This window comes from Pseudoalteromonas shioyasakiensis, assembly GCF_024518675.1.
Lineage (GTDB): Bacteria > Pseudomonadota > Gammaproteobacteria > Enterobacterales > Alteromonadaceae > Pseudoalteromonas > Pseudoalteromonas shioyasakiensis_B.
Map to the genome: position 1 here is coordinate 166,858 of NZ_JANIGL010000001.1, position 17,778 is coordinate 184,635.

The 17,778-nt window shown below is 40.3% G+C and carries 14 protein-coding genes and 2 pseudogenes; 12 read left to right on the forward strand and 4 right to left on the reverse strand.

Going from position 1 to position 17,778, the window contains the following annotated elements:
• Positions 1-7 precede the first annotated feature (7 nt).
• Positions 8-2,326, forward strand: a complete 2,319-nt coding sequence (locus NQT69_RS00720; protein ID WP_256825814.1) for an SEC-C metal-binding domain-containing protein — start codon at positions 8-10, stop codon at positions 2,324-2,326.
• A 525-nt stretch (positions 2,327-2,851) separates the two neighbouring features.
• On the opposite strand, the gene NQT69_RS00725 is transcribed toward NQT69_RS00720, so the two are convergent.
• On the reverse strand, positions 2,852-3,895 hold the full coding sequence (locus tag NQT69_RS00725) for an IS110 family transposase (protein WP_256825815.1): 1,044 nt from the start codon (positions 3,893-3,895) through the stop codon (positions 2,852-2,854).
• Positions 3,896-4,082: 187 nt separating this feature from the next.
• On the opposite strand from NQT69_RS00725, the gene NQT69_RS00730 reads away from it, so the two are divergent.
• Entirely contained in the window at positions 4,083-4,589 is a 507-nt protein-coding gene (locus tag NQT69_RS00730) for a hypothetical protein (protein ID WP_256825816.1), read from the forward strand.
• Between the two features lie 129 nt (positions 4,590-4,718).
• Positions 4,719-5,033 (forward strand): hypothetical protein, encoded by a 315-nt coding sequence (locus tag NQT69_RS00735; protein ID WP_256825817.1) that lies wholly within the window; start codon positions 4,719-4,721, stop codon positions 5,031-5,033.
• Positions 5,034-5,124: 91 nt separating this feature from the next.
• Here the strand turns inward: NQT69_RS00735 and NQT69_RS00740 are convergent.
• Positions 5,125-5,420: pseudogene (locus NQT69_RS00740) on the reverse strand (hypothetical protein); the annotation flags it as partial.
• 12 nt (positions 5,421-5,432) lie between these two features.
• On the opposite strand from NQT69_RS00740, the pseudogene NQT69_RS19605 reads away from it, so the two are divergent.
• Positions 5,433-5,674 (forward strand): annotated as a pseudogene (locus tag NQT69_RS19605) (hypothetical protein); the annotation flags it as partial.
• A gap of 144 nt (positions 5,675-5,818) precedes the next feature.
• Positions 5,819-6,289, forward strand: coding sequence for a hypothetical protein (locus NQT69_RS00745; protein ID WP_256825818.1), 471 nt, complete (start codon positions 5,819-5,821; stop codon positions 6,287-6,289).
• 231 nt (positions 6,290-6,520) lie between these two features.
• Here the strand turns inward: NQT69_RS00745 and NQT69_RS00750 are convergent, their stop codons facing one another.
• Positions 6,521-7,135 carry a GntR family transcriptional regulator gene (locus tag NQT69_RS00750; protein WP_256825819.1) on the reverse strand — a complete coding sequence of 205 codons (615 nt, stop codon included), beginning with the start codon at positions 7,133-7,135 and terminating at the stop codon, positions 6,521-6,523.
• A gap of 105 nt (positions 7,136-7,240) precedes the next feature.
• Positions 7,241-9,577 (reverse strand): beta-galactosidase, encoded by a 2,337-nt coding sequence (locus tag NQT69_RS00755; RefSeq protein WP_256825820.1) that lies wholly within the window; start codon positions 9,575-9,577, stop codon positions 7,241-7,243.
• A 326-nt stretch (positions 9,578-9,903) separates the two neighbouring features.
• On the opposite strand from NQT69_RS00755, the gene NQT69_RS00760 reads away from it, so the two are divergent.
• The 7 genes from NQT69_RS00760 to NQT69_RS00790 are packed head-to-tail and all read left to right on the forward strand — an operon-like array spanning position 9,904 to position 17,770.
• Entirely contained in the window at positions 9,904-11,499 is a 1,596-nt protein-coding gene (locus tag NQT69_RS00760; protein WP_256825821.1) for an MFS transporter, read from the forward strand.
• On the forward strand, positions 11,496-12,434 hold the full coding sequence (locus tag NQT69_RS00765; RefSeq protein WP_256825822.1) for a sugar kinase: 939 nt from the start codon (positions 11,496-11,498) through the stop codon (positions 12,432-12,434). Before NQT69_RS00760 ends, NQT69_RS00765 begins: the two co-directional genes overlap by 4 nt.
• Positions 12,435-12,443: 9 nt before the next feature.
• Positions 12,444-13,532: a glycoside hydrolase family 117 protein gene (locus tag NQT69_RS00770; RefSeq protein WP_256825823.1), complete on the forward strand. Its 1,089-nt coding sequence runs from the start codon at positions 12,444-12,446 to the stop codon at positions 13,530-13,532.
• 11 nt (positions 13,533-13,543) lie between these two features.
• Positions 13,544-14,599, forward strand: a complete 1,056-nt coding sequence (locus NQT69_RS00775) for a UDP-glucose--hexose-1-phosphate uridylyltransferase (RefSeq protein WP_256825824.1) — start codon at positions 13,544-13,546, stop codon at positions 14,597-14,599.
• On the forward strand, positions 14,596-15,750 hold the full coding sequence (gene galK, locus NQT69_RS00780; RefSeq protein WP_016709245.1) for a galactokinase: 1,155 nt from the start codon (positions 14,596-14,598) through the stop codon (positions 15,748-15,750). Before NQT69_RS00775 ends, galK begins: the two co-directional genes overlap by 4 nt.
• 11 nt (positions 15,751-15,761) lie before the next feature.
• Positions 15,762-16,784: a UDP-glucose 4-epimerase GalE gene (galE, locus tag NQT69_RS00785; protein WP_256825825.1), complete on the forward strand. Its 1,023-nt coding sequence runs from the start codon at positions 15,762-15,764 to the stop codon at positions 16,782-16,784.
• Between the two features lie 2 nt (positions 16,785-16,786).
• On the forward strand, positions 16,787-17,770 hold the full coding sequence (locus NQT69_RS00790) for an aldose epimerase family protein (RefSeq protein WP_256825826.1): 984 nt from the start codon (positions 16,787-16,789) through the stop codon (positions 17,768-17,770).
• Positions 17,771-17,778 lie beyond the last annotated feature (8 nt).

The window sequence follows — 17,778 nt, forward strand, 5'->3', positions numbered from 1 at the left end:
ATTGCAATTGACAAAACAAGAAAAAAAAATAGCTAAGCTGTTGAAAGATATGGAAGAAACGGCTGAGAAAATACGTGTTTTAATAAATGGGATGCCACCAGAAGATCTTCTTGGGTACATATATGCCCAACGTTTGATGACAAGTAACAATACTACTTCGCCGGAACTTGAGTCCGAAATACCTAGAGATGAAATCAATGAAGTCCAATTCTTATTAGAATACGTGCATGCGGTTCTTGCATCAGATGTAGCTCCAGACGACATGGTATTTGATGAAAGTAAATGTGGAGAATTGTATACTCTTAGCCGGAGTTTACGAGAAAAATCCATGTTTTTTGCGATGGCTTCTTCTGCAAATACTCAGAATAAAGACTTCGGTTCTAATACAGCTGATATTGAATTTCATGCCAAATCATCTTGGCTTATGCTCAGAGGAAATCGCTATCAGGTTTTAGAAGGTGAGTTTTATCAATATGTTCTTGCACCACACGATGATGTTTTAAAAGATATTTATGGTGTTGGGGCTATTGATATTGCTGAAGGGTTTCAACAGTTAGCCAATGCAACGCGTGTGGGCCAAGCTAATGCTATTGAAGAAATGATGAAGCAGTTTCAAGCTGCTCAAGATTTCGCTGCAAAGCAGAAAAAACCGCTCGAAGACGTTATGGAAGAATGGGTCGAAGCAAACGCGCAACAAACGAAAAATGCGGGCTTAGCCGTGGATGATATGCTAAGAGGTGGTATATCCAATGTCAGTAGGCATACAAAACTACCTTCAGAATTTTTAGCTGACTTGGCATACCAACGAGGTGAGGAGCTTGATTTCTTCAGTGAAGGTGATTTTTCTGGCACACCATACAGAACATTACCTGCCCGTAAGAAACCTTTAATAAAACTTGGTGAAGACTATTATGCTGTAGATCCCTGTTTTATCCGGGACGCAGGCTATCGTTCGCTTCTTTTTAATTTGTTGCAAAAGAAACCTGATTACAAAGAAGCTTTTAAAGAACGGCAGAAAGTAATGAGTGAAGGTGCTTTTCCCGAAATACTTGCTGAACAACTGAGTGGAGCTGTAGTCTATCAAGAAGTCTATTATAAAGACCCCAAGACTAGACAATGGGCTGAAAATGATACGCTAGTTTTAATTGATGATGTACTTTACCTCGTTGAAGCTAAAGCTGGCGCAGCTGCGACCATTGCTTCACCTGAGCTTGATTTTAAGCGTCATTCACAATCAATAAAAGATTTGATAATAAAGGCTTATAATCAGTGTGAGCGTTTCTTTGAATATTTAAAATCTGCCGACGAAGTCTCACTATTCAACCTCATAAATGGAAAATATGAAGAAGTTGGGAAAATCCGGCATTCAGACTATCGTGTCATGCTCCCAATTGGATTAACAGTCGAGTCATTCTCTCCCTTTTCAGCATTTTCTAAAAACTTACCTCAAGTAAAGCCACTGCTTGGGCAGTATAGTTTTGTATCAATTTCAATTGATGATCTTTTTGTTCTAAGACGTATGCTACCTACTCCCGGAGTATTTGCACACTATATGGAAGTGCGACAGGCAATCGCAGGTATTAAACAAGGGCTTCTTTTCGATGAATTTGATCATCTCGGTGCTTACTTAACTAAAAATCGCTTTGATCTGGATATTATTGACCAGTCTATGGACGAGAATTCTGGTTTAGTAATATGTAATGGCATGAGTGGCATTGTCGACCAAGCTTTCGAAAGTGAACAATGGGAAACCGAGCCAAAACCTACTCAAAAATTTCCTTCTGTAGTTTTAAAGGTACTTTCAGCACTAGATATTTCACGTGAACCAGGTTGGCTCTCTGTGGACAGCCTTATTCGAAATTTTGGCGAGGAAGCACGTAATAATTTTGCAAAATACCTTTCTAGTCTAGACAAAACAATCGAACACCATCCCGCTCGTTATTTCGCATTTGGTGGCGAGGGTGAACCAATTTTTGTTTGGATGCAAAACTCAAAATATGAAGTTGAATGGGAGAAGGTAAATGATAAAGCAAGTGCTGTTGCTTTATCTATTAATGCTGAAAAATTAATGGGGGTGTTGCTTAAAGTTGATAAAAAAGGTGTTTATGAAGCGGCACAACATCTAGAAATTAATGTTCCAGTGGAACAGACTGAAGAAAATATACTCATATTTGAAGATGCGAAACGGATGAGTCAGCAAACAAAATCTAGAGCCGTTCATACCGTTGAGGAAAAATTAGAGCCAAAACAAAAACGAAAAGTCGGCCGTAATGCTCCATGTCCTTGCGGAAGTGGTAAAAAGTACAAAAGATGTCATGGCCGTTAGGTAATTAATTACTTGAATGGGGTGTTTCGGTGCAAATGCCGTATAACACATATGAGCCTTAACTCTGTCAATAGGCAATAGTGTTTTTTTGACCGTTTTTATAAGTTGACGGTCAATTAAAAATCAATAAACAAATTCGTTTACTTCGTCTGTCGATGCGGCTGTTAAGCAAGTAGCTTACGGCAAACACATATAGAGGCTCTCTTATTGCGATCTCATCGCAGCCAGATTTTTCCCATATCCTTTTGGGGTTGCTGGGGCACTAGACATTCATCGGTTAACCTAATCATGGCACTATTCAAGGCGGCTGGTTTCATCATTGTGATCCAGTTAGTTTCAGGCTCAAGTCAGGTGTAAGCGACTTTGTTTATTGTATTAATGCACGCGTACTGAGCGTCTAATCAAGGCAAGTGGCTTTGCTCTGTCGGCATATAATCAGGTAAACCTTGTTGGTTATTAACTCACCCAATTGATTGATGCTCAGCCTTATATCCAGTTAGATGTTCAGCTCACTCAGTACCGTGACTAACTCTTTAAGAATTTTTCTTCATCGAATACCGTCTCTTTTTTAAGCATAAAATAAACACAGCGACCCAGCTTATGCGCAAGCGCTGACAGTGCTTTGGCTTTGCTCATTCGCTTTTGTAGTTTTTCAAGGTATTTGTTGGCGTTGTGATTGTGACGCAGCAGTAATACGGCAGCTTCCGAGAACGCCCATTTTAGATGTGCATTGCCAATTTTATTACCTTGGGTGCCATAGGTTTTGCCAGCAGACTCCGCTTTGCATTTGACTAACCGACTATATGAAGCGAACTTTTGTACGCTTGAAAAGCGATTGATGTCACCAATTTCGTAAATAATGGTGAGTGCAAGAATGCGGCCTATACCATTAATTGTTTGCAAAATATTAAGGTGAACAGGGTTGTGCTGTTTTGCCATTTGTTCAATATAATGCTCTAAAGGCTTAAGCTCTTTGTGATAGCAATCGAGTATGGCCATATTTAAATTGATAGATCGCTGCACAACGGGATCAGGAAAGTAATAGCGCATTTTTTCTCTGTCGCAGACGTTCTTTAAATTCACGTTGTGGGCAGGTAAATTGTACTGGCTTGCAGTATTGGCAACATGGGCTTTTAAATCAGCGCCATGACGAACAATTTTGGTTCTTCGGCGCAATAAATCGCGCGTAGCACGCATATCTTTGTCATAGACATAAGCAAGAGGAAAATTACCACCACGGATGAGTTTAGCAATTTTGTGTGAATCTATTTTATCGTTTTTGGCTTTGCCGCCATGAATCGCTTTCATATACAAAGCATGACCGAGAATAAAGTCGATAGTGTGTTCTTTGCAAAAATCAGCGACCCAATACCAGCAGTGCATGCACTCTACGCCAACCACAATGTCACCGATGTAAGGTTTAAGTAGTTTTAGTAGTGCTTCTGGGTCATCTTTAATTTTCTTGTGAACAAGGATAAGTCCTGTATTATCAATGATACAGACGTAAAGTAATCGCGCGTGTAAATCGATTCCACAATAATATGGATGCATGTTATTGTAAAAGTTCATTGAGCTTTCTCCTGTAAGGTTGGTTGCCTTTTCAGCGTAGCGAATAATCGCGATGCTGGGGAGGAGGCTCAATGAGTATCAAGTCATTTCAGCAGGACAAAAAACAGCTGGTTTTTGCTCGTGCATCGCTAATTTTAACCAGCTATTTTATTGCCTCTGAATGAGGCGTTATATCACTAAGGAAAGTATGTCTGACCGTTCTATTGAATTAGCAAAGCAAAGTTTATCCGGAAGAAGTAAATACGACTATTTTATTGTAGGTATTGCAGCAGCAACTTTTGCTTATTTTGCCAAAGACTTTGAGTTTGATAAATTTGGCAACAATGAAGAATCATTTGTCCTAATTGCATTGCTATTACTTATTATATCAATTATTTCCGGTTTGAAAAAAATCGATGTTAGTAATTTCTTTGTTGAAAAAAATGGTAAACACCTAGATTTTCAAGAGTACCTAGCAAGCTATAAGCAATGCGCTCTTGAATGCAAACCTTTTATAAATATGGAAACAGGAGAAACTTGTACTCCTGAAGAAGCAAAGGTAAAAGCTTCGCGATTACAGGTTACTTTAGATAAATGGGATAAAGTTTTGAAATTTACGGAAACTAAACTTCAAATTTACTATGTCATCAGAGATTACAGCTTAGTCGCATCATATATTCTGCTAGGGCTAAGTAAATTCTACCCTACTTTGTAAACGTGATATAACAAAGCAATAATGAAAGGGACGCAAAAAGCTTGGCTGCGTCACTTCGTTCCTATTATAGCCAAGCTTTTATGCGCCCAATATTGCGGCGTTATGTTTTTCTCAAGTGTTGTGGAATAAATGGATTTAGCTAAATATCAAAAAGTAGAAGTAGCAGTGTTGGGTTTAATAGCTCCTGTATTATTACTCACTTACACTATTTTATTGCTACTCTCCGGTGAAGCTGTTTTTTGGGGGCGTAGTTCAACCGTTATCTATCACTCAAATGATGCATATTTTGTATCACTGCTTTGGTTTGGTGTTGCGGGTAGTATGTTTAGTCATTTCTTCCTCCGCTCATTAAAATTTTTATCGAAAGCTTCGCGTAAGTTAATCTTATATATTTCAATGCTTTTACTTTGTTCTGGTTTATTGTCTGCAATAGTTTTAGTATAAAAAGCATAATCGGGTAGCCGGAGGTCTCTAACCTCCAGCCCCCACACCACCCATCATGCACTTTTTATGAGCAGGAAGTGCAATGGGCGGTTCATCTCCCGTAATAAATATTGATCCAAATATCTCTCAATGACACTAAACCTTGTGACGCTAAGTAGTTATTGCCTAGCGCAATGTTAATTCCTTTTGTTTTTGAGCTTCGACAAGGGCCTTCGCTTCCAAGCGCCTACTTTTGGTACTGGTGATACCACAGGCTATGGCGAGTCGTTCGCTAACACCTAATTTCATTAAACTGCGTACTTTTGTGTGGGCTATTCCTTAATAGAGAGCGCCATTTCGCCAGTAGCACATCCTTATCCTACGGCGGATCCAATGATCTAAATCCACCGTTAGCTATAAAAAATCAAAGTCAAAATAGACAGCCCAATGGGGCGACGACAGTTTTTTACTTAAGGAATAGCAAACGACTAGGCTGTATAGAGCCTGCTTTCCTTTAATAAAAGGCGGAATATAACGGTTAATAAAAGCATGAACAAGTTAACCTTACGCGGACAAACGAAAGTGAATGCATTCACTTTATTCTGCGGCAACTGTATTGCCTTGTTCATAATCTAGAAAAGCTGAGAAACACGATACTTTAATAAAGGTAAGCCCTTATTACCTCAAATAAGCCACTCAAACACCTGTCATACCTTCCAAAACGCCCATTAAAACAACACCAAGTCCTCTTTTTATATTTTTACGTGAAAGTCAGTTGTCGATTGAATCAAAATAGGAACTCGGCTATGGTTAATGCATCAATAAAAATAAATTTAAAACGAGTTATTCTACAGGCTCGTTATATGCCTAGAAAGATGATTGCGAAATTCCAAAACTTGCTCACAGAATTACAAAACTCTTTATCACTGGTTGAGAGTGAAAACGTTAATACCGAAGCGCATGAAAATATGTTCGTTTTTCGCTTTTCTCAGGCTGATGCGAAAGCAATCGGAGTTGGAGGCGTTGAATTACTGTTGTTACAATGTCGGGATATTTACGCATCAAAAATTTCGGATAGTGAAAAACTTTACTATTGCTGGTTAGATGAAATGGCAGGGCAACTACGCATGAGTGCAATATCTCTAGTTCACTCAGAGTTACCATTTCGAGCAAAGATAAATAACTGTTCTGTTACCGAACTTGTGCAAGCAATTGTTGATTACGATAGCGGCACATATACCAAAGGCTGTTTAAACGTTTGGCAGAGCGGCATATAACAAGTCGATGAAGGAAAAGGACATAAAATCATTGGCTTATCGCTCGTCCCTCGCTAAAGTATAACCAATTATTTTACTGCCTCTAATCGAAGCGTTACGAACGTCCGGAAATGGCACAAAGCTGTCTGACTTCAGATCAAGTCTGAGCTAGTACACATTATGTGTATTTGCAGGTTTTCAAACTAAAAAGCCGCTTTGCAGCGGCTTTGATTCAGCATAAAATTTATTTCATTACTTGATATTGTGTTTAATAGCTTTGATTGCGGTGGCGCTGTCTTGCGCTTTTAAGGCTTCAAGAATTGCGCGATGCTCGTTAACGCATTCAGAGCTTGAGGTAATACGTTTGTAATTTAAGCGCATACGCATAACGTAAGGGTACCAAATATTAACCAGCTCTTCGCCACCAGCTTGATAAATTAAGTATTGGTGGAACGATATATCGATTTTTGTGACTTCAGTGTAATCTTCACGTTCAAGGGCATCTTGTAGCGAAGCTAATATATCTTCTAAGTCTGCGATATTCTGGTCTGTTAAGCTACCGTTTAGCTCTGTAACCGCATATTCTTCGATACTTCTACGTAGTTTGATCATTAACTTTTGCAGTTTAGGATCAAGTACGCTGTTTACTGATGCACCACAGTTATTTCGTGAAATCAATAAACCTTCTTTCGTCAATTGCAGTATTACATCACGAATAGGGCCACGTGATAGGCCAAAGCGTTCTGCTAATTCTTTTTCATTTAATTTAGTTTGTGGGGGCATCTCACCAGAAATAATATCTGAACGTAGCTGTTCAGCTATTTGATCTTTTACAGATAAAATTTTTGTTGGTTTAGTTGCGGCCATATTTTTTCCTACGTTTATTTTATGCTTTGTTTTTCTTTACTTAGTGTATATAAAAAAAAGCGAATGGTCTATTGTCAACACATTACAATAGACCACTATTTAAGCTTATTTTTTAAATCGGCGCTCGTACATTTCATTATTCACAGTTTTTGCTGCTTCAACCATTTCAGTATAAGGACGATCTGTGACTGTTATGAAACCAACGTTATAGTTCTCTCCATCATAAGCACGCCCAGTAATAGGCGAGTCTATGTATTGGAACCAATGAGCACCTATAAAGTATGGGTTGTCAAAGACTGAACGCATATAGTCAGTGTACATTTTTGCACGGTCTTGTTGATCAGCGGCATGAATAAGCCCTGGGTGGAACAAGCCAGAATCTAATGCGCCAACATGGAATTCACCAATAATAGTCGGCTTATCAAATTCACTTAAGAATTCCCACTTTTTAGGCTTGATGCCTTCTTTGTATGCATTAAAACTGATCACGTCAACATGCTTTGCTGATGCTCTAACGACTTCAATGGGCATGCCCCAATCAGGAAAACGCGCGCCTAAATACAAGTGATTAGGTAAATGTTTATCCATTGCCGCATCAACTACACTAAAGTATTTGTCGGCGTAGGCGGTTAACATGATTGAAAAGTCAGCAAGTTGATCGTTGTTTTTAACATCTACTTTTACGCCTTTATCAAACTCCTCCCATGAGGCTAAATTTAAATGCCACACTTGATTGAGTTGATTAATATCAGTGTATTTTTGCTTCATTAAGCGAGAAAACTCAGTTTTTGTCGGCACTGTTGCTGCGTCTCTGCCCAGCGTGTTGATCACAATCCCATAATGGCTCTGTACAGAGTCAGGGCGACCAAAGCTTTTTTCGTTATCAATAAACACGCCCACTGCCCAAGGTGAGTTTTTAACCTCTTTTGCGACGTTCTCTACAGTAATATCTGCACGCTCTGCAAAATGGGGGTCAAATACGTCAGGCATTGCTCCCCAAAAATCATTACCACTTGAAACGGTTTTAAAATCACCGATGATCCAGCCATTAGCAAAGTAGGGCACTTGTTGATTATCGTAGTAACTTGGATCTGTCCAATTCCCTAGTGAGGTGAAGCCCCAGGTTATCATGCGTTGCAGAGTAACTTCGCGCCACTTTTGCATAAAGTCGCTATTATTTTGGCCGTATTTACGCTCAAGGTTGGCAGAATAAAAGCTGTAGGTTTCGCCGTGCGCAAGTGGACCCGAATGGGCGCTTTTACGATAGCCATAGTGCTTACCCATTGGCTCATCATAACTTGGTAACCATTCAAACAAATCTTTACGTACTTGTGATGCGACAAAGCGACTTGGTAGTGCTTCTTTGTTAACTCGGTTTAACCCTTTGGAATCTTCAGGTGTTAAGCCCAATTCATTGGCGCTTTTAAAGAGAGACTGATCAAAGTCATAACCTGTTAATGTGGTTGAGTTGGCAAGACGAATAATATCTAAACCGGTTGCCAAATAAAGGTAACCATCTGGGTCGACCAACGACCATTTACCATTGTGTTTTGCTGTTCTAAAGTAGCCTGTGCCCTCTAGTTTTGGCCCTTGTGCCCAACCGCCAAAGCGTGAGCGATCTGCTGGGCGCTGTGAAAGCAGTTGTTGCGCTTCTTGTTTTTTATCTGCGATTAACTCGGCTTCAGAGTCTACTTTGTAGGCAAAGTCTTGTTTTGCATTTTGACCAAATTTATCAACTATGTGGGTTAAAAATTCAGTATCGAACTCAGGGTTGGTACGTAAATCGATTGATTTTATTTGTAAAGCTTTATCATGCAATGCGCTTTGTACACTCAAAGAAATTTTAGTGATCCCTTTGAGGTTTAAGTTCTTTTTACCCCACATTGAGATAAATTGAGTTTCGTCTGATTGCCAGGTAGCAGGGTTCGAGCGTAATCCTGAGGTAAAGTTAAGCTCTACACTTTCATCACCATCAGGAGTTGCTAGGTCATGGCCATCTAGCTTTGCATAATATGTATGAAAGTCACCAATAGGCACATTGACTGTGCGGGTATAATTAGCACCATCAATATCTGAAATATCTAAGTAAATTTGTACTGAATGTTGGCCTGGGTTTGCAAGTTCAAAGGCAATATTGAAATCTTTAAATTGGCTCCAATCCCATGGGGTATCTGGGGTTAATGTGATACCTGAATAGAGGTTTTGCTCTGAATCAAATGCAACATTAATCACATCGGCATCATTGGTGACTCTTGCGCCGCTGGTTTTTATTTGTACGGCGGTGTTAGCAGTATGCTGGGCATCATCTAACAGCTGCAGTAGGGTTTTGCTGGTGTTTGTTGCTTGGGCTGCCACGGGCTCTGACACGCCGTTTGTCTGCTGATTACATCCTGTGAGAGCGAGTAGGAGTGCAGTTACAGCTAGATTTTTGTTATGTTTCATTGTTGTCCAACCTTATTTAACTATTTAACACACCATACACGAAAAATAACAAATTGAAAATTGTTAACAAAGTGCAATTTGTTGTGTCGTCATTATTTTATTCTAATCAATTGATTTTAAATGATTTAAAAGTTTCAAAAAAATATAAGCACAAATCTAATTTGCTAGTTTTTTCAAAATATATGTTGCATACGAGTTAATTATGAAATAACCTCAAATGAATCGCTCATGGTTAATTGTTAACAATTTTAAGGGTGGCATGCTCTGATTGTTAATTTCTCAATTAATACACACACAATGATAACAACAAAATTGGATAAAGATGTATGAATGGTAGCAACCGTAATGTGTTCTTTTTCGCCTTGGTGGTCGCCTTTGGCGGTTTTATTTTTGGCTTAGATGCTGCTTTGATCTCAGGAACGGTTCGTTTTGTCTCTGCTGAGTTTAATTTAACTGATATACAAATAGGCACTGTGGTAAGCGCTCCTGGTTTTGGCGTGTTATTCGCCTTATTGATCACCGGGTATATATGTAACGTATTTGGTCGTAAAAATACACTGATTGGCATTGCATTCATTTATATATTTTCAGCTATTTCTTCGGTATTAGCGCAAAGTTACGAAGCGTTAGTGATTGCACGTTTTATTGGAGGGTTGGCATTTACGTCTTTATCAGTGGCTGCAATGTATATTGGCGAAGTAGCCCCAGCTAAGTATCGTGGCAAGCTGGTTTCTATGATCCAAATAAATATTGTTGTCGGTTTATCAGCAGCCTATTTCGCAAATTACTTACTCGTTGAACTTTCGCAAAGTAGTTATCAATGGGTCAGCACTTATGCAATGCAAGATAACTTATGGCGTTGGATGCTGGGTGTTGAAGTTATTCCTGCTGTTATTTGGTTTTTATTGTTATTTACCATTCCGCAAAGCCCTCGCTGGTTAGTTATGAAAGGCAACGAAACACGTGCAAAAGCGGTGTTATTACGCTTAACCAAATGTAGTACGCTGGCCGCTGAACAAATGCAAACCATAAAGTCGAGTTTAACCGACTACTCAGATAGCGGTAGCTATTTAGCTTCATTCAAACAGTTACTTGATAGTCGTGTTCGTGCCGCTGTGATTATTGCGTTAACAATAGCATTGGTACAGCAAGTCACTGGGATTAACGCCATTATGTTTTATGCGCCAACCGTGTTTGAGCAGTTGGGTGTGGGGACTGATGCGGCATTTTTAAATGCGGTGTTAATTGGTTTGGTTAGTATTGTGTTTACAATGGTGGCTATTGTTTTGATTGATAAGCTTGGCCGTCGACCTTTAGTGATTGGCGGTTTAGCAACAGCAACGTTGAGCTTATTTATGTGTTATATCGGCTTTAGTCAAGCAGAATACAGCTTATCAGCAGAGCATATTGCTGAATTTTCAAGCTTAAATACAGTGACTGGGTTAGAGCAATTAATTGGTCAGGTATATCACAGTGATGTTGAATTTAAACGTGCTTTGGCCACGGTGTTCTCTGCAACCCAATTACAAGGTTTTGAAAGTGATTTAATTCAACGTGCGGCAACAATTAATGCTCCACTTATTTCACTCGGTATTGCCGGTTTTATTGCCGCGTTTCATTTTTCAATCGGGCCTATAATGTGGGTGATTTTTTCTGAAATATTTCCAACCCGTATCCGTGGTGTTGCCATTCCAACGTTTGCCTTTATTGCCAGTGTTGTGAGCTACTTAGTTCAGCAGTTTTTCCCTTGGCAATTAAATAACTTTGGTGCGGCGAATATCTTTTTGTTTTATAGCATTAGTGGCGTGATTGGTTTTGTCTTACTTTATAAAATTATGCCAGAGACGAAAAACAAGTCGATTGAAGAGATTGAAGAGCAATTAGCCGGTGTATCAGCTAAAAAAGTATTGGAGGGGGTGTGAGTACTTTATTAGCGATAGGCGAATGTATGGTGGAGCTGGTTCCTCAAGGGATCAGTGAATGCAAGCAATCGTTTGCCGGAGATACGTATAACGCTTTAGTTTACGCCAAGCGTTTTGCACAGCAGCTAAATTGTGAATTATTTACAGCGGTTGGTGAAGACGTATTAAGTGTCAACATGCTGAAAAAATGGCAACAAGAAGGCATTAGCGCTCAGCAAGTAATAAAAACGGCTACACATAATGTAGGGATCTACGCGATTTCAACAGATCAACAAGGTGAGCGTAGTTTTGATTATTGGCGCAATCAATCTGCTGCTAAACATATGATGCAACTGTTTGCTGCCAAGCCATTTGATTTAGGTTTAGGCGCGAATGATTGGGTTTTTTTTAGTGGTATCAGTTTAGCCATTCTTGATGATGAATCTAAACAAGCATTGCTCGATTTATTAGCTAGTTTAAAACGACAAGGCTGCACCATTGCGTTTGACCCTAATTACCGTGCCCGTATGTGGCAATCAAAAGAGCATGCAATTGACTGGTTAGAGCGCGCATATCAAATCAGTGATCTCGTATTGCCTGGGCTTGATGACCACCACACCTTATTTGGCCACACGGATATTGGCGAAATAGTCCAGTATTGCCAACAATTTGCTGTTAATGAAGTGATAGTAAAAGCCGGTGATAAAGGCATGCAGGTGTTTTGCCAAAATAGCTTAACGGCACAGTGCTCATTTAATCCTGCGCCACAGCAAGTTGACAGCACCGCGGCAGGCGACTCTTTTGCCGGCACTTACTTAGCGGCCAGAATGACTTATCATGAACCACAAGCCGCATTACATATGGCTGATAAAGTTGCCTCACAAGTTGTGCAACATCAAGGCGCCATTTTACCTTTTGACGTTTACCAAGCGCTTAAATTAAGCAGTGCAAAGTAAGGAATAGACATGTCTGATAATCAACAAAAATTAAGTTTAGCGAGCCGCCGAGCAATCGAAAGAGGCTATGACAGCCGAGGTCCTCAATGGTTAACAGAATTTGATGTAACCCCATTAAAAGGTGACTTTGCTTATCAAGAAGGCGTGATCCGCCGTGATCCATCATCAGTTTTGTATATTGAGGGTGTTTATCATTGTTGGTACACCAAAGGCGAAGGAGAAACGTTAGGTTTTAATGCAAATGACCCAGAAGCAAAAGTATTCCCTTGGGATTTGACCGAAGTATGGCATGCCACTTCAAAAGATAGCATTACGTGGCAAGAGCAAGGCGTAGCGATTGCCCGTGGTAAAGCTGGTCAATACGATGATAGAGCTGTATTTACGCCGGAAGTTTTTGCTCATCTAGGTAAGTACTATTTGGTTTATCAAACAGTTGAAACACCTTATACCAACCGCCAATATGAGCATATTGCCATTGCTCAGGCCGATTCTCCTTTTGGCCCATGGCACAAGTCAGCTGCGCCAATCGTCAGTCCAAGTAAAGATGGTGTGTGGTCAGGTGACGAAGATAACCGCTTTGCAGTGAGCAAAAAAGGCAGTTTTGATAGCCATAAAGTGCACGATCCGTGCTTAGTGTTTTTCCAAAATAAATTTTACCTGTATTACAAAGGTGAAACGCAAGGAGAGGGGATGAACTTTGGCGGGCGTGAAATCAAACATGGTGTTGCAATTGCTGATGACGTAATGGGCCCGTATGTAAAATCAGAGTTTAACCCTATCTCGAACAGTGGCCACGAAGTCGTTGTGTGGAATTTTAGAGGCGGTATTGCCAGCTTACTAACGACCGATGGTCCTGAAAAAAATACCATTCAATTTGCTAAAGACGGTATTAATTTTGAAATCATGGCACATATCAAAGGTGGCCCGGAGGCCATTGGTTTATATCGCCCAGTAAAAGGCTTTGATGAAAACCCAGCACCGGGAATAAGTTGGGGACTTTGCCATAAATACGATGCCAGCTGGAACTGGAACTACATTTGCCGATTTACACCACGTAAACAAGTGCTTGATGCGGGCACATTTCAAAATAGTAACTAAGGTTTGCAGTAATGAGTAATCAAAACAATCAATTTGATCCGACAGAACATCCACATCGCCGTTTTAATCCTTTATTGGGCGAGTCGGTGTTGGTATCGCCACACCGTGCTAAACGTCCTTGGCAAGGCCAAGAAGAAAGCGTTGATCATGAAGTAAAACCGGCCTATGACGAAAATTGCTTTTTATGTAAAGGTAACACGCGCATCAATGGTGAAGTAAACCCAGATTATGAGGGAACCTTTGTATTTACTAATGACTTTGCTGCATTGCGTGAAGATGTGCCAAAGGCAAGCAAAAGTGATCCGTTATTTAGCATGCAAACAGAGCGCGGTACAGCACGGGTTATTTGTTTTTCACCGGATCATTCAAAAACCCTGCCTGAGCTCTCGATCAGTGAAATCACTAATGTAGTAGATACTTGGCAGCAGCAATGTGCAGAGCTTTCGCAAACCTACCGGTGGGTTCAAGTGTTTGAGAATAAAGGCGCTGTAATGGGGTGTTCAAATCCGCACCCGCATGGACAAATTTGGGCGCAAGATCAACTCCCTAGTTTAGTTGAGCGTAAACACCATAATTTACAAAAGTACTATCAGCAACATGGCAGTAATTTATTACTGGATTACGCCAACCGCGAGTTTGCATTAGATGAACGTGTTGTCTGTGCTAATGAAGACTGGCTAGTGGTTGTGCCATATTGGGCTGCATGGCCTTTTGAAACCCTATTATTACCGCGTTTTGCAATTACAAGAATGACTCAGTTAACAAGCGCGCAGCAGATCAGCCTTGCTGAGATGATCAAACAAATTACCGTTAAATACGATAATTTATTTCAATGTTCATTCGCCTATTCAATGGGGTGGCATGGTGCGCCATATGATGATCACGATGACTCATTTTGGCAACTGCATGGTCAGTTTTTCCCGCCATTGTTGCGCTCTGCCTCGGTGAAAAAATTTATGGTGGGGTATGAAATGATGGCTGAAGCACAGCGTGATATAACGCCAGAACAAGCGGCCACTATTTTAAAACAACAATCACTCACGCATTATAAAGAGGTGAATGCATGAACATTGAAAGCACTGTGCGCAGCGCATTTTTAAAACACTTTACGCGTGATGCTGACTTTGTTGTGAAGGCACCAGGTCGTGTAAATTTAATTGGTGAACACACCGATTATAACGATGGTTTTGTACTGCCTTGTGCCATTGAATACGCCACTTATATTGCCGTTGCCCCGCGTACTGATTCAACTGTAAATGTATTAGCCCTTGATTGTAATAATGAAGTTGACAGCTTTAGCGTAGGCCAAGAACTCGCTCATCATCAAACTCAAAGCTGGAGTAATTATGTGCGCGGCGTGGTTGATGAATTACAAAAACGCGGGCACCAATTAACGGGCTGCGATATTTGTATTACCGGTAATGTGCCGCAAGGTGCAGGGCTTAGCTCATCGGCTGCACTGGAAGTGGGGATTGCTTACGCGTTTAACCATTTATGCGATTTGTTTATTGAACGTAAAGAAATCGCCAAAATTGGTCAAGCGGCTGAAAACAACTTTGTAGGCTGTAACTGCGGCATTATGGATCAGCTTATTTCTGCGTGCGGTCAACAAGGTCAAGCGCTGGGAATTGATTGCCAGTCTTTAGACTTAATTGAAGTGAGCATTAATGAAGGCATGACCATCATGATGATCAATTCAAATGTAAAACGTGGTTTAGTTGATAGCGAATATAATTTACGCCGTGAGCAATGCTATGCCGGTGCCGAGGCGTTTTCAAAGCCAAGCTTACGTCATGTTTCAATTGAAGAATATGAAGCAAATAAGGCGCAGCTTGACCCCCAAGTTGCGAAGCGCGTTGAGCACATAGTGTATGAAAATGCGCGTACATTAGCTGCGATGCAAGCATTTACTGATAACGATATTGGTCGATTAAGTAAGTTAATGGCACAAAGCCATGCATCGATGCGTGACTTATTTGAGATCACCACAGTGCAAATAGACACGTTAGTTGAAATTATCGATAACGTACTTGGTGATAAAGGTGGTGTGCGTATGACCGGTGGTGGTTTTGGTGGTTGTGTTGTGGCATTTGTACCTAACGTTATGGTGGCAGAAGTAACGGCAGCTATTGAATCTCAGTATCAGCAAAAAACGGGTATAAAAGAAAGTATTTATACCAGCCTACCAGCATCTGGTGTATCAGTAATAAGAGCATAAGGATTATGAAAATGGAAAAAGTACTGGTTACCGGAGGCGCTGGTTATATTGGCAGCCACACAGTGTTGAGCTTGTTACGTAGTGGTTTTGAGGTTGTGGTAATAGATGATTTAAGTAACTCAAGCCGTGAATCATTAGTCAGAGTACAGACACTAGCACAAAAAAATGTAGAGTTTGTTCATGCCAGTTTATTGGATGAAACTAAGCTTAAAGCAACATTCAGCGCTCATAACTTTAGTGCTGTTATTCATTTTGCTGGTTTAAAAGCTGTTGGCGAATCGATGCAAAAACCGCTTAGTTACTATCAGAATAATCTGATCTCAACCCTTAACTTGTGCCAGTGCATGGCTGAATTTAAGGTCAATAAGTTAGTGTTTAGTTCATCAGCAACGGTTTATGGGGAGCATGCAACGCCACCTTATACGGAAGAATTACCGTTGAGCCGCGCATCCAGCCCTTACGGTCAAACCAAAGTAATGATTGAGCAGATGCTGCAAGACATTGTAAAAGCAGGCTCGTTACAAGTTGCAAGTTTACGTTACTTTAATCCAATTGGTGCCGATCAAAGTGGCTTAATTGGTGAAGATCCTTTAGGTATTCCTAATAACTTAATGCCATTTGTAGCACAGGTTGCAGTAGGTAAACGTGACAAACTATCTATTTTCGGTGGCGATTACCCAACTGAAGATGGCACTTGTGAGCGTGATTATATCCATGTGAGTGACTTAGCCAATGGGCATGTTAAAGCACTGCAATGGTTAAGCCTTCAGCAACAATCATTGTACGAGGCATTTAATTTAGGCACAGGCAGCCCATTTTCAGTATTAGCTATTGTGAAGAGCTTTATACGCCATACAGGTGTTGATATTCCATTTGAAGTAGCAGCAAGACGCAGTGGTGACTTACCTGCTTTTTGGGCTGACGCTAGTAAAGCAACCAATATACTCAATTGGCAATGTGAATATACTTTAGCTGATATGATGAAAGATACATGGCATTGGCAAAGTAAAAACCCTCAAGGCTATCAGAGTTAAGTATGGCTGTGCAGACTATCACTTTAACGCAGGCTAATGGTTTGCGGGTGACCTTGAGCAGTTTTGGTGCTGCTATTCAGAGTATCGAAGCGCCAAATGGCGAGCATCTGGCACTGAGCTATCAGCAGCAACAAGACTGGTTAACGAATCCTGCTTATTTAGGTACGACCGTTGGCCGAGTGGCTAATCGCATTGCTAATAGCCAGTTTTTAGATGAGTTTTCCACAGTAAAGTTGACTAACAATGAAGGTCAACACCATTTACATGGTGGTAATAAAGGGCTTAGCCATGTGAATTGGCAGATTGTTGATGTTGATCATATTAATAATCGAGCCGTATTTAGTTATATCAGCATCGATGGCGAGGAAGGTTACCGAGGCAATGTTGAGTTTACCGTGATCTATCAGTTAACCGATAATAAATTGACTATTGATATGCAAGGTATTGCATCACAACTGACGCCAATAAGCATAACCAATCATATTTATTGGAACTTGGGCTCTAAACAGCAATTAGATATAACTGATCATCATATTCAATTACCTGCACGGTTACGATTACTCAAAGATAGCGAAAATATCCCCACTGGTGAATTTGCAAATGTTTATTCGACAGTTTATGACTTTGCGCACTCTAAGCAATTAGATAAGCAACTACCTGATACCGGCTTTGACGATTATTATTTATTAGATCCTGCCGGAGAAGGTAAATTAAAACATCATGGCACTATTGCCCATATTAAAAGTGGTTATCAAGTTGCTGTTTATTCAACAGCCCCGGGTAGTCAATTTTATACCGGTTATTACTTACCTAGTGATTACAACCACATTAATGGTAAAGCCATGGGACCTTATGCTGGGTTATGTATTGAACCTCATGAGTTACCCAATGCAGTAAATCACCATCATTTTTTAAGCTCAATGTATGGTCCTGAGCGCCCATATCAACATCAAATTGAATTTCATATTCAACTTCCAACACAATAAGAATAAGC